The sequence below is a fragment of the Photobacterium swingsii genome (genome assembly GCF_024346715.1).
Classification (GTDB): domain Bacteria; phylum Pseudomonadota; class Gammaproteobacteria; order Enterobacterales; family Vibrionaceae; genus Photobacterium; species Photobacterium swingsii.
Genome location: NZ_AP024852.1, coordinates 900,149 through 913,892 on the forward strand (window position 1 = coordinate 900,149; position 13,744 = coordinate 913,892).

The window sequence follows — 13,744 nt, forward strand, 5'->3', positions numbered from 1 at the left end:
GAAAGGTTTTGCCGGCTGGGCTGGTCAAGCCATTATGAATAGGTAAGGAGATACATTATGGCAGTTACAGTAAATACTAACGTTTCTGCAATGACCGCTCAGCGTTACTTAAACCAAGCGTCTGAAGCGTCTGGTAAATCAATGGAGCGTCTTGCTACTGGTAGTAAGATCAACAGTGCGAAAGACGATGCTGCTGGTCTTCAAATCTCCAACCGTTTGATGACTCAAAGCCGTGGCCTTGATGTTGCTGTTCGAAATGCTAACGATGGTATTTCAATGGCGCAAACCGCTGAAGGTTCAATGCAAGAAACAACAAGCATCTTGCAACGTATGCGTGACCTATCGCTACAATCTGCTAACGGCTCGAACTCTTCAGAAGACCGTACGTCTATGCAAGAAGAAGTAACAGCACTTCAAGACGAACTTAACCGTATCGCAGAAACAACCTCTTTTGGTGGTACTAAACTGCTTAACGGTACGTTCAATACACGTTCTTTCCAAGTAGGTTCGGATTCAGGTGAAGCCGTACAAATGGAAATTAAAAACGTACGTGCTGATGAAGCGAAAATGGGTGGTCAAGTTCACACCGCAACTAACGGCGCTTCAGCGGGTTGGGAAGTAAAAGCAGGTTCAACGTTGACGATTAAAGTTAACGGTGGCGCGACTATCGACGTTAACGTTAAAGCTGGTGACGATATCGAAGAACTAGCAACCAAGATCAATGGTGCGGTTGACGGTATCAATGCTTCTGTCGGTGACGACGGTAAACTACAAGTTGTTTCTGCTGCTGGTGAATCAGTAACATTTGCTGGTGCTGTTGGTACATCTCTTGGTCTAACAAGTGGTGCTGGTACTAAAGAAACAATTCAAGATGTTGATATCAAAAATGTTGCTGGCGCACAGAAAGCGGTAGCTCTTATCGATAACGCGCTTAAGTATGTTGATTCAAACCGTGCAGAGCTAGGTGCTTCGCAAAACCGTTTGAACCACACCATTAACAACTTGAACAACGTTAATGAAAACGTATCGGCATCTAACAGCCGTATCCGTGATACAGACTTTGCGAAAGAAACCACGCAAATGACGAAGAGCCAGATTCTATCTCAAGCTTCTACGTCTATCTTGGCGCAAGCAAAACAAACGCCACAAGCGGCACTTAGCCTACTAGGTTAATCGCTGATAAGACGGCAAGGTGAGAACCTTGCCGTTTTTCTGTTTACTGGAAGGTAATAGATAATGGAAATAAAACCCGTTGCTATGTCTCAGCTGCCTTCATCCACTTCTGCGCAACACTCCTCATCTGGCACGAATGTTGCAGATAAATCTGGCAGCACAGCATCACTTTCTCAATCAAGACACCAAGAGCAAGCTGTAAAAAGCAGTGATCAAGGTAAAACTGATGTTCGCCGTGTGGAACAAACAGTTTCGCTTGAAGAAAAACAACAAATTCAGCAGCAAGAATTGGCAAAAATGGTTGAGAGCATCGAAGAGTTTGTTGGCACTTTGAATAAAGGGCTCGCTTTTCGTTTAGATGAAGATTCTGGTCGGCAAATTATTACCGTTTACGATAAAAAAAGCGGTGAAATTGTACGGCAGATCCCTGATGAAGACTTATTGTCATTGTCTCGTCAGTTAGCGACCCACTCTGGGGGGTTATTTACTACCCAAGTTTAATTTTGATACGTTCGAGGATGTAAATGAATATTGGTTCCGCAACGGCATCTGGCCTAGACATCAACAGCATGGTTAACAAGATTGTTGATTCTGAGCGCGCGCCGAAAGAAGCGCGGATCAATGAACAACGCGGACAAATCAGCACCACCATCAGTGCCTACGGGCAACTCAAAAGCTCGCTCGATGTCATGAAAGACATGATGTCAGACTTTCGCCGTAATGATGCTTTCTCGGCACGTATGGTCAGCGTCGATAACGATGAAGTACTTAAACCATCGGTTGATGCAGACGCTATTCCTGGCAAATACACCATTGATGTTCAGCAACTTGCGCAGTCACATAAAATTGTCTCGGGTTCATTTGACGAAAAAGACAAATTAGGTGCTGGTAAGCTTTCTATTGCTTTAGGTGGTCGGCATTTCAACGTTGAGATCCCAGAGAACGAAAGCAAAGTATTAGATGTTGTTCGCTTGATTAACCGTCATCCGGCTAACACAGGTGTTATGGCATCGCTGATTAAAGATGATGTCGGTACGCGTTTGGTACTGTCATCGGATAAGCCTGGTGAAGATAACACCATCAAAGTCAAAGTGGATGCTCCTATTGCGAGTACCTTGCAGAAGTTTGGGTTTAATCCCAATAATGAACTCAACTCCATGAGTGAAATGCAGGCTGCGAAAGACTCTAAGGTCTTAATTGATGGTTTAGCCGTTGTGACAAGTCAAAACAACGTGATTGAAGATGCAATCAAAGGGGTGGATCTCAATTTAGAAAAGCTGACCGATGGCATTGATGTAAAACCTGTTGTGCTTGAAGTTGCTTACGATCGTGACTCTGTTCGAGGTGCAATAGAGCAGTTTGTTCAAGCTTATAATCAATTTGAGAATACGTCTGAACGGCTCGCGAAATTTGATCCGCAAAGCCAAGAAAAAGGGCCGCTAGTCGGGGATAGCATAGTACGTATTGCTAATAATCAGCTCCGGGCTGCATTTTCTACCCCATTAGAAAAAGCCCCTGAGTCGCTGTCAACGCTGAGTGAGCTTGGCATCAAGACAACCCTCGAAGGGACTCTAGAAATTGATTACAAGGTGCTTGATAAGCATTTAGATAGAAACTTCAGCGATGTGGGGGAGTTTCTTGGCGGTCGAAACGGCTTTGCACGGAAAATTGAAGAGTTGATCCATGCCCACACAGGGATCACAGGCAGTATACGCAGCCGTGAAAATAGCCTGAATGACCAGGTGCTTGATCTGAATAGCGATCAAGATAAGTTGAACCGACGTATGGACAGCGTGCAAAAGCGAACCTTTGATCAGTTTGCAGCCATGGATAATGCGATGGGTAAAATGCAGAGCCAGTTTGGTTCCATGATGAGTATGATGCCGCAGTAAAGTAATGCTGGTGGCGTAATAAAGAGATTTCAGTATGCAGCGATTAGATCAGCTAGATGAAAAGTTAGCCGCCTTATTGGCAACAGAGACAGAGGTTGATTCTGAGCAGCTGCAGCAGTTATTACAGCAACGTGAAGTGTTGCTACAAGAATTAATGGCGCACCCTGAGCGGTTGGATAAACTGCAATGGCAAGCTGCCGTAGAAAGAACATCGTTGTTGCTTGAGAAGATCCGTCAACACAGAGACAGATCCGCAGGTCAACTAAAGCGATTACAGCACGGGCAACGCTCGATGCAGATTTATAATAAATTTCGTTAAGGTAAGTAATCATGGCAATGAGAGGCTCTCTTCAGGCTTATAAACGTGTATCCGTTGATAGCCAACTAACATCAGCAACACCACACCGTGTGGTGCAAATGTTAATGGCTGGTGCTATTGAGCGTTTGATTCAAGGTAAAGCAGCAATGCAACAAGGCTCGATTGCTGTGAAAGGTGAGCGTCTTGGCAAAGCAATGGACATCGTAATTAGCTTGCGTGGTTGTTTATCAATGGAAGATGGTGGTGAGATTGCGACCAACCTTGATTCACTGTATGACTTTATGATTCATCAGATTTCCACCGCCAATCAAAACAACGAACCAGAGAAACTGGATGACGTTGTTGATATCCTTCGTGAAATTAAATCTGCTTGGGATCAGATCCCAACTGAATTTCACTCTATGACACAGCTTGATATTTAATCAACCTCTTCCAAAAAACACGTCTGGTTTGTACTGGGGTCACAGGTTTTTGTCGTCCCCAGTTGCCATCTGCTGTGCATTTATTACAATAGACAGTTATGAATTTTGGTAGCTGTTCCTTTTTTAGAATAGGCCACAAAATAAAACCCCTCATAAAGGCAGGCAGTTAGACCTATGCAAGGCTTAGCTAAAACTCTCGTTATTGATGACGATTTGCAGCACCGACATGACTTAAGTGTCATTTTAAATTTTGTGGGTGAACAGCATGAAGCCGTCTCAACAGGTGAAGTGCACAGTTCACTATTAGATCAAGCCTGGGGAGCGTGTTTACTTGGTAAAATTAGCTCGCCAACAGCGCTGACCAAGATTTTGGATTTCCTTCAGATTCATCATCACATACCAGTAATCGCTTTATCGACGCATGATAGCGAAGTTGCTGGCCTCTCAAATTATGTGGGTGAACTTGAACTACCGCTTCATTATCCTCAGCTGACGGATGCTTTACGTCATTGCCAAGAGTTCCTTGGTAAGCGTAGCTTTCATGTACCTCAGCTAGGCCGAAAAAATACATTATTCCGTAGCATGGTTGGTCGCAGTGAAAGCATCAGCCAAGTGCGTCATCTGACTGAACAAGTTTCAGCCACAGATGCTAGTGTTTTGATCTTGGGTGAGTCTGGTACAGGTAAAGAAGTGGTAGCACGTAACATCCACTACCACTCATCACGTGGAAAAGGGCCATTCGTACCCGTAAACTGTGGCGCAATTCCGCCTGATTTACTTGAGAGTGAATTGTTTGGCCATGAGAAGGGCGCATTCACAGGCGCGATTGCTTCACGTAAAGGTCGTTTTGAATTAGCTGACGGTGGTACTTTATTCCTTGATGAGATTGGCGATATGCCAATGTCGATGCAAGTGAAGTTGCTACGGGTGTTACAAGAGCGCAGTTTTGAGCGTGTTGGTGGTAATCAAACCATTAAAGTGAACGTTCGTATTGTGGCTGCAACACACCGTAATTTAGACGAAATGATCACCGAGAATAAGTTCCGTGAAGATCTGTATTACCGTCTGAATGTATTCCCAATCGAAATGCCAGCATTGCGTGAACGTATTGAAGATACGCCACTCTTGTTACAAGAACTGCTTGCGCGTATGGAAGCGGAAGGGGCGAAGCCTATCCACTTTACACCGCGTGCAATTAATTCATTAATGGAACATGATTGGCCAGGCAACGTACGTGAGCTTGCTAATCTGGTTGAACGCTTAATTATCCTGTACCCAGGTGAAATGGTGGATGTGAATCATCTACCCATGAAGTACCGTTATAGTGAATTACCGGACTTCCAACCAGAAGATAATAATTTCTTGTCGGTAGAAGATCAGGAACGAGCAGCACTCGCAGATATGTTTGCCTCATCTTTTGAAGATGAGCAACTTGATGACAATGCTGGGTTTAATGACCTACCACCAGAAGGTGTAAACCTAAAAGAGATGTTAGCTGAGCTTGAAATTGACATGATACGTCAAGCGCTTGACGCTCAAGGTGCAGTGGTTGCACGTGCTGCTGACATGTTAGGTATGCGTCGTACCACGCTTGTTGAAAAAATGCGCAAATACGGCTTGAATAAAGCAAGCTAGTAACTTAAAAATAAGGTGCGTCATAAAAATGACGCGCCTTATTGCCTTCCTATAAAGCTCAATCCCTTGAAAATCAACGTTTTTTATTGGCACGAAATATGCTTAATAGGACTAAGTGTTAGATTATTTCGAGCAAATCAACTTACGTATGGATCAACAAGAATCACCACTCGGCTCTTTGAGCCAACAGATCAGTCGCTATAAGCAAGTATTAGATGTTTTGCCTGCGGGTGTGATCTTGTTAGACCCTATGGGGTGTGTCTGTGAAGCAAACCCTGAAGCACAGCGACTATTAGATACGCCGTTAGCGGGTGAACGCTGGTTTGATGTGATACAACGTGCGTTTTCACCCAAAGAAGATGACGGACACGAAGTGTCTCTGCGTAATGGCCGTAAAGTAAAGCTAGCAATTTCAGCCTCTGATGCTGGCCAGCTTATTTTGATCACAGATATGACGGAAACCCGTTTATTGCAATCCCGCATTGGTGATATGCAGCGAATGTCCTCATTAGGCCGTATGGTTGCATCATTAGCTCACCAAGTACGTACGCCCTTGTCGAGCGCTATGTTATATGCATCGAATTTATCCTCACCTAATTTGAATGAACAAACCCGTGAGCGCTTTCAAACCAAGTTGGTAGATCGGCTACATGATCTTGAAAAACAAGTGAATGACATGCTGTTGTTTGCGAAAGGTGGTGATAATAAAGTTGTTGCGCCGTTTTCGTTAGAAGCGTTACTCAATGAGCTTGAACCTATGGTTGAAGCTCAGGTGCTAGCGCAGAAAATTGATTTTAGTATTGAATGTGATGATGAAAGCCTATTGATTCTAGGTAACGCCAATGCGCTCGCAAGTGCGTTGAGCAACCTGATAACTAACGCTGTTCAAATTGCTGGAAAAGGAAGCCAAGTCTCTTTGGTATGCCGAGCAAACCAAGATCAAATTCACCTGAGTGTGATTGATAATGGCCCTGGCATTGCACCTGAAATGCAAGCCAAAATATTAGAGCCTTTTTTCACCACTCGTCAGCAAGGCACTGGCCTTGGGCTTGCGGTCGTCCAAATGGTGACGAAAGCACATAAAGGCCATCTGTCCTTAGTATCACAAGAAGGTCAGGGGGCATGTTTCACTGTTTCATTGCCAATGGCAGACGTTGTTGCCACAGAGAGTGACCTTGTTACTCAGTACGCTGAAAATACCCCAATGGGAGATCTATAAATGAACACAAGCCGAGTCTTAGTTGTAGAAGATGATGAAGGTCTGCGTGAAGCACTCGTTGATACCTTGGCCCTTGCTGGCTATCAGTGGGTAGAGGCGGACAGCGCTGAGCAAGCACTTTTGTTATTGAAATCTGAGTCGGTCGATATTGTGGTTTCAGATGTACAGATGGCAGGCATGGATGGCTTAGGGCTGTTGCGTAATATAAAACAGCATTGGCCTAAAATCCCAGTATTGCTAATGACGGCGTACGCCAATATTGAAGATGCAGTGGCTGCAATGAAAGAAGGGGCTATTGATTATATGGCCAAGCCATTTGCCCCTGAAGTGTTGCTTAATATGGTTAGCCGCTACGCACCCGTTAAAACAGAAAGTAGTCATGCAATTGCGGCTGATGAAAGAAGCTTAAAACTACTGGCACTTGCCGATAAAGTGGCGAAAACCGATGCCAGCGTGATGGTACTTGGTCCGAGTGGTTCAGGTAAAGAGGTGATGTCTCGTTATATTCATCAGCAATCCCATCGCAATACCAAGCCATTTGTTGCTATCAACTGCGCCGCTATTCCTGACAACATGTTGGAAGCGACCCTATTCGGTTATGAAAAAGGGGCGTTCACGGGAGCGATTCAGGCTTGTCCGGGGAAGTTTGAACAGGCACAAGGCGGAACGATCTTGCTGGATGAAATCAGTGAGATGGATCTGAATCTTCAAGCCAAATTGCTGCGAGTACTGCAAGAGCGTGAAGTTGAACGTTTAGGTAGCCGTAAGAGCATCAAGTTAGATGTACGTGTATTGGCCACCAGTAACCGTGATTTAAAACAGTATGTATCGGAAGGTAATTTCCGTGAAGACTTATATTATCGCTTAAATGTTTTCCCATTGGTGTGGCCAGCGTTGGCTGAGCGTGCAGGTGATATTCTGCCACTTGCGACACATCTTTTAGAGCGCCACTGTGTAAAACAAGGTAGTGTGGTTCCAAGCCTTACTGCACAAGCGCAGCAAAAGTTACTGGGATACAATTGGCCGGGGAATGTGCGAGAGCTCGATAATGTTATACAGCGCGCCATGATTTTAGCGAATGGTCCGCAAATTGATGCTGATGCCATTTTGCTTGAAAGTTTAGACTGGCTTGATGCATGCAGTATCCAACCAACGTACGATAACGCGACAGCACCAAGCGTAGCGCCTGTTGCACAAGCCACATCAGCGAATGGGGTTAGTCACTCAAATAATAATAGCCGTGAAGGTTTAGGGAATGAATTACGAGAGCAAGAGTTCGCAATCATTCTTGATACAATCCACGCCTGTGAAGGTCGTCGAAAAGATGTAGCTGAGCAGTTGGGTATTAGCCCACGAACATTGCGTTATAAGCTAGCTAAAATGCGTGATGCTGGAATTGAAATTCCATTGTAATGGCTTTGAACTCAACGAAGCAGACATAATAGCGTAGAGTTTGCCGTTTTATTGCCTGAAAAGAGTGCTAATAAATCTCTCTGTCAATATAATGGCAAACCGAATCAATATAATTACTACTCTCTCATTATGGTAATGTGCTTGGATGTACATTGATGGGGGGGCCATGAGGTAGCGAATGAAAATCAGTGGTCTTCAATCTGAAATGCAAACCATGGCATTAGAAGCGCAGAACACAACACGTCCTGCCACGGCTCAGCAAGTGAATGCTGACTTTGGTGATTTACTTGGCAATGCCATTAAATCAGTGAACCAATTGCAAGGTGAGTCTAGTGCGCTACAAACGCGTTTTGATCAAGGTGATCGCAGCGTAAGTCTTTCCGATGTGATGATAGCCCGTAATAAATCCAGTGTTGCTTTTGAAGCAACCGTACAAGTACGTAACAAGCTGGTAGAAACTTACAAAGAAATGATGAACATGCCAGTTTAATTCGGGAATTAATTCGTGTCTGAACAATCACAAAATCATGATCTGGCTCTCGCGGGCAACACTAGCTCAGCGGTCGTTTCAGCAGATAGTGATCTTGAACTACAAAATCCAGATTTAGAAGCGAAAAGTGCTTCCAAGGTTGACGGCTTACTCGGCAACCTCGATTTGCTACGTCAGGTGATCCTTGTCTTGTCCGTCGCTATTTGCGTTTCGCTGATTGTGATGGTCGTGATGTGGATTAAAGAGCCTGAAATGCGCCCACTTGGGACGTATCAGACAGAAGAATTGATCCCTATTCTTGATCACTTTGACCAAAAGAAAATTGCCTATGTACTCGATGGCAACACGATTCGAGTACAAAGTGATCAATACGCATCGGTGAAACTTGAGTTGACTCGTGCTGGGTTGAATAGCGCGGTGGCGGAAGGCGATGATATCTTGCTGCAAGATATGGGTTTTGGTGTTTCACAGCGTTTAGAGCAAGAGCGACTTAAATTAAGCCGTGAACGCCAGCTCGCACGAGCAATTGAGCAAATTCGCCATGTGCGCAAAGCTCAAATTTTACTTGCGATGCCGAAGCAGAGTGTATTTGTTCGCCATAACCAAGAAGCGACAGCAACAGTATTTTTGACCTTGTCATCCAATACCACGCTGGGACAGCAAGAAGTTGACTCTATTGTCGACATGGTCGCAACCGCAGTGCCTAGCCTGAAGCCAACTCGAGTGACAGTCACGGATCAGCATGGTCGTTTGCTCAGCTCAGGTACAGAAGACCCATCAGCGACGGCGAAACGTAAAGAATACGAGTATGAGCGCAAGCAAGAAAAAGCCTTGCGCGAGAAGATAGATTCTATCCTGATCCCTGTATTGGGCTTGGGTAACTACACCTCGCAAGTGGATGTGTCGATGGACTTTAGTGCGTTAGAAGAAACGCGTAAGAAGTTCGACCCTTCCACACCATCGACGCGAAGTGAATACACACTTGAAGATTACAACAACGGTAATATTGTGGCGGGAATCCCAGGGGCATTAAGTAATCAGCCACCTGCTGATGCTTCGATCCCACAAGATATCCGTGATTTACAGAGCGGTAATGGCTCGAATAACGGTAAAGTTCATCGCGAAGCAACGCGTAACTTTGAACTGGATACGACTATCAGCCACAAACGCGCTCAAACAGGGGTGATTAGCCGCCAAACTGTCTCTGTCGCTGTGGATTATAAGCAAGTTACCAACCCTGAAACCGGTGAAGTCACTCGTGTACCTGTGAGCGAAGCTGAATTGGCGAAAATACGCCGTTTGCTAATGGGCGGGGTTGGTTTTGCAGACTACCGTGGCGATATGCTTGAAGTTATTTCAGTACCTTTCGCTTTGCCTGAAGAGCCTGTATTGGCAGATATCCCGATTTGGGAACACGAAAACTTTAATACCTGGGTACGTTGGTTAGCGGCAGCTTTGGTTATCGTTGTGGTATTGATAACCTTGGTGCGTCCGGCCATGCGTAAACTCTTGTATCCAAACCAAGCTGAAGATGGCACGCCGTTGGATGAAAATGGTCTACCTATGGTCACTCATGATAGTGATGGCCTTGGTTTGATTGGATCCGATTTAGATGGTAGTGATGGCTTTGATCTTAGTAGCAGCGGACTTGATTTACCTAACCTGCATAAAGATGAAGACTTACTGAAAGCCGTGCGTGCCTTGGTTGCAAATGAACCAGACTTGGCTGCGCAGGTAGTGAAAACATGGGTAAATGAAGATGGCTGATGACGTTGAAAAAATAGAAGAAAAAAAGTTTGATGTAACCAGCTTATCAGGCACTGAAAAAGCCGCGATTCTATTACTGAGTTTAAGTGAGCAAGATGCTGCGAGTATCATTCGTCACTTTGAACCGAAACAGGTGCAACGTGTTGGTGGCATCATGGCAAGTATGAACGACTTGAGCCAAGAAAAGCTATCAGCGGTGCATCGTAATTTTCTGGAAGATATTCAGAAGTACACCAGTATCGGTATGGGCAGCGAAGACTTCGTGCGCAATGCCTTGGTGGCTGCATTAGGTGAAGATAAAGCCAATAATCTAGTCGATCAGATCTTGATGGGCAGTGGTTCGCGTGGCTTGGATTCATTGAAATGGATGGATCCTCGTCAGGTTGCCAGTATCATTTTGAACGAGCACCCGCAGATCCAAACGATTGTATTATCGTACTTAGAGCCTGAGCAGTCGGCTGAAATTTTAGCTCAATTCCCAGAGCGTGTACGTCTTGATCTTATGATGCGTATCGCCAACCTTGAAGAAGTTCAGCCTGCAGCCTTGCACGAACTGAATGACATCATGGAGAAACAGTTTGCTGGTCAGGCTGGCGCACAAGCTGCGAAAATTGGCGGCCTGAAGGCAGCGGCAGAAATCATGAACTACCTCGACAACAATGTTGAAGGCTTGTTGATGGATCAAATCCGCGATAATGATGAAGATATGGCTACGCAAATCCAAGACTTGATGTTTGTATTTGATAACCTTGCAGAGGTTGACGATCGTGGTATTCAAGCCTTGCTGCGTGATGTACCACAAGAGCTACTACAAAAAGCCCTTAAAGGTGCGGATGATCTGCTACGTGATAAAATCTTACGTAACATGTCTAAACGTGCTGCAGAAATGCTGCAAGATGACCTTGAAGCTATGGGACCTATTCGTGTGGCCGACGTTGAATCTGCGCAGAAAGAAATTCTATCGATTGCACGTCGTCTTGCCGATGCGGGCGAATTGATGCTATCGGGTGGTGGCGGTGATGAGTTCTTATAAATGATGAACGACAATCGTCAACGTTATGGCCGTATTGAGCGAAAAACTCAAAGCTCAACTGCGAGTCAACAAGGCGGGGTATCCTAATGAGTACTGATCGCCGTCGCGGCTTTATGCGCGTATCTGAGCATCAGGCACAAGAGCTAGAGCGCTGGGCTTTTCCTGATTACGCGGAAGAACAACTAGCGCCTCGCGATAATGCAATAAGCTTTGACCCGCAATGGGAACCTGAACCGTTAGAGCCAGAAGAAGAACCTGGTCCACCACCATTAACGGCGGCTGATTTAGACGAGATTCGTCAGTCAGCTTACGAGGAAGGTTTATCTGAAGGTCGTACCGCGGGTCATAGTGAAGGCTATGAACTCGGCAAGCAAGAAGGCTTAGACGCAGGTTTAATTGAAGGCCGAGAGCAAGGGCACGCTGAAGGGATGCAACAGGGACAAGTTGAAATAGCGGCTCATGTTGCTGCTTTGGTGAAACTGGCTGAACAATTCGCTACACCACTTCAACAGCTTGATAGCGAAGTTGAAAAGCAACTTGTCGAAATGGCAACGAGCTTGGCAAAAGAACTTATTCGAGTGGAAGTGCAAACTAACCCTCAAGTGATATTGCAGACCGTACGTGAAGTGATTGCAGAGTTGCCGATGGCTGATCGCACTGTCACATTGCAAGTTCACCCTGAAGATCTTGAGATTATACGTGACGCTTATAGCGATGATGATCTTGAAGATCGACAATGGAAGCTACAAGCAGAGCCTGCAATGAATCGTGGTGATCTTCATGTTCAAGCTGGCGATTCAAGTGTCGGCTTCTTTATGGACGATCGTATTCGTCAGTTATTGCAGCAATTCCAAGGTGTGAATCAGCAACATGGTGGTGAGTAATGTCCTCTGCTGATTCCGAGCAACCCCTTACAGCAAGTCAGCCACATCCTAATGATCTGACACCCCAAACAGGCCCTGAGCTGCAAGATGTCTTTCAAGGTGATGAGCCTTTAATCGAGACTAATGCGGCATCAGGTGCTATGTCAGATCCCGTGCCTGTTACTCCTGCGCATGTTTCTCCTAATTTCGCGCAAAAGCTATCTCAGTATCAAACTCAAGGCTTAGCGTCTCGTCCTGTGGCCTCAGGGCGGTTAGTGCGCGTTGTTGGCTTGACGCTTGAAGCGATCGGTTGTCGAGCCCCTGTTGGTAGCTTGTGTAAAGTGGAAACACTCAAAGGTGAAATGGAAGCCGAAGTGGTCGGCTTTTCTGGTGATACATTATTTTTGATGCCCAGTGAGCAGTTAACAGGGATCATGCCGGGCGCCAAAGTAACCCCTATTACAGAAGCCGCAGGTATTCCTGTTGGTATGGAGCTCCTTGGCCGAGTGATAGACGGCGTGGGTAACCCACTTGATGGTATGGGAGCTATCTTTACCGCAGAACGCGCGGCGTTTAATGCTGAACCGATTAACCCCTTGTCACGCAAACCAATTAAAGAGCCGCTCGATGTGGGGCTTAAAGCGATTAATGGTTTATTAACGGTTGGTAAAGGTCAGCGTATTGGCTTATTTGCTGGTTCTGGTGTTGGTAAATCTGTGACCTTGGGCATGATGACCCGAGGCACGACAGCGCAGGTTGTCGTGGTCGGCTTGATTGGTGAACGTGGCCGTGAAGTAAAAGAGTTTATTGACGAAATTCTTGGTCAAGAAGGGCGTGCGCGTGCCGTCGTGGTGGCTGCACCAGCTGATGCCTCGCCACTTATGCGATTAAAAGGCTGCCAGACTGCGCTGACAATTGCTGAGTACTTTCGCGATCAAGGGTTAGATGTCTTGTTATTAATGGATTCACTGACTCGTTTCGCGCAAGCACAGCGTGAAATTGCCTTGTCAGTGGGTGAACCGCCAGCGACCAAAGGTTATCCGCCATCGGTCTTTGCTAAATTGCCAGCCCTCGTGGAACGTGCAGGTAATGGTAATGAAAACCAAGGCTCTATTACGGCTTTTTTCACCGTTCTAACCGAGGGTGATGATTTACAAGATCCTATTGCCGATGCATCGCGAGCCATTTTGGATGGTCACATCGTTCTGTCGCGAGAGATGGCTGATGCTGGTCATTATCCTGCGATTGATGTAGAGCGTTCCGTCAGCCGTGTAATGCCAGCGATCGTTGATGACGAGCACATGCTGATGTCGAAAGCGGTGCGGCAGGTATTGTCCATTTGTCGTAAGAATCAGGACTTGGTGTCCATCGGGGCCTATAAACCAGGCACCGATCCTGCGATTGACCAAGCCTTTGTATTGAAACCTAAATTGGATATGTATTTGCAGCAGCAGATGAAAGAATCTGTGCCGTATCAAATGTGTGTCAACATGCTTCGAAGTACGCTCAGCGGCTAAT

13 protein-coding genes are annotated in these 13,744 nt (G+C 45.7%); all 13 read left to right on the forward strand.

Annotation, left to right across the window (positions count from 1 at the left end; genetic code table 11):
- Positions 1–57: 57 nt before the first annotated feature.
- The 13 genes from OCU77_RS04445 to fliI all read left to right on the forward strand — a co-directional run bounded on the left by OCU77_RS04445 (position 58) and on the right by fliI (position 13,743).
- A complete protein-coding gene (locus tag OCU77_RS04445; RefSeq protein WP_048899762.1) occupies positions 58–1,173 on the forward strand; it encodes a flagellin in 1,116 nt (371 codons plus the stop codon).
- A 63-nt stretch (positions 1,174–1,236) separates the two neighbouring features.
- Complete coding sequence (locus OCU77_RS04450; protein ID WP_048899763.1) at positions 1,237–1,674, forward strand: flagellar protein FlaG; 438 nt, start codon at positions 1,237–1,239, stop codon at positions 1,672–1,674.
- Between the two features lie 23 nt (positions 1,675–1,697).
- Positions 1,698–3,065 (forward strand): flagellar filament capping protein FliD, encoded by a 1,368-nt coding sequence (gene fliD / locus OCU77_RS04455; protein ID WP_048899764.1) that lies wholly within the window; start codon positions 1,698–1,700, stop codon positions 3,063–3,065.
- Between the two features lie 34 nt (positions 3,066–3,099).
- Positions 3,100–3,384 (forward strand): hypothetical protein, encoded by a 285-nt coding sequence (locus OCU77_RS04460; protein ID WP_048899765.1) that lies wholly within the window; start codon positions 3,100–3,102, stop codon positions 3,382–3,384.
- A 17-nt stretch (positions 3,385–3,401) separates the two neighbouring features.
- Positions 3,402–3,806, forward strand: a complete 405-nt coding sequence (gene fliS, locus OCU77_RS04465) for a flagellar export chaperone FliS (RefSeq protein WP_048899788.1) — start codon at positions 3,402–3,404, stop codon at positions 3,804–3,806.
- A 174-nt stretch (positions 3,807–3,980) separates the two neighbouring features.
- Positions 3,981–5,441, forward strand: coding sequence for a sigma-54 dependent transcriptional regulator (locus OCU77_RS04470; protein WP_107302325.1), 1,461 nt, complete (start codon positions 3,981–3,983; stop codon positions 5,439–5,441).
- A gap of 148 nt (positions 5,442–5,589) precedes the next feature.
- The gene (locus OCU77_RS04475; protein ID WP_048899789.1) at positions 5,590–6,660 is read left to right on the forward strand and encodes a sensor histidine kinase; all 1,071 of its coding nucleotides are present in this window, start codon (positions 5,590–5,592) and stop codon (positions 6,658–6,660) included.
- Positions 6,661–8,073: a sigma-54-dependent transcriptional regulator gene (locus OCU77_RS04480; RefSeq protein WP_048899766.1), complete on the forward strand. Its 1,413-nt coding sequence runs from the start codon at positions 6,661–6,663 to the stop codon at positions 8,071–8,073.
- A 178-nt stretch (positions 8,074–8,251) separates the two neighbouring features.
- Positions 8,252–8,563 (forward strand): flagellar hook-basal body complex protein FliE, encoded by a 312-nt coding sequence (gene fliE, locus OCU77_RS04485; RefSeq protein ID WP_048899767.1) that lies wholly within the window; start codon positions 8,252–8,254, stop codon positions 8,561–8,563.
- 15 nt (positions 8,564–8,578) lie between these two features.
- Complete coding sequence (gene fliF / locus OCU77_RS04490; protein WP_048899768.1) at positions 8,579–10,330, forward strand: flagellar basal-body MS-ring/collar protein FliF; 1,752 nt, start codon at positions 8,579–8,581, stop codon at positions 10,328–10,330.
- Entirely contained in the window at positions 10,323–11,363 is a 1,041-nt protein-coding gene (fliG, locus tag OCU77_RS04495; RefSeq protein ID WP_107302326.1) for a flagellar motor switch protein FliG, read from the forward strand. Before fliF ends, fliG begins: the two co-directional genes overlap by 8 nt.
- 86 nt (positions 11,364–11,449) lie before the next feature.
- A complete protein-coding gene (fliH, locus tag OCU77_RS04500) occupies positions 11,450–12,247 on the forward strand; it encodes a flagellar assembly protein FliH (protein ID WP_048899769.1) in 798 nt (265 codons plus the stop codon).
- A 140-nt stretch (positions 12,248–12,387) separates the two neighbouring features.
- Entirely contained in the window at positions 12,388–13,743 is a 1,356-nt protein-coding gene (gene fliI, locus OCU77_RS04505; RefSeq protein WP_048899790.1) for a flagellar protein export ATPase FliI, read from the forward strand.
- Position 13,744 lies beyond the last annotated feature (1 nt).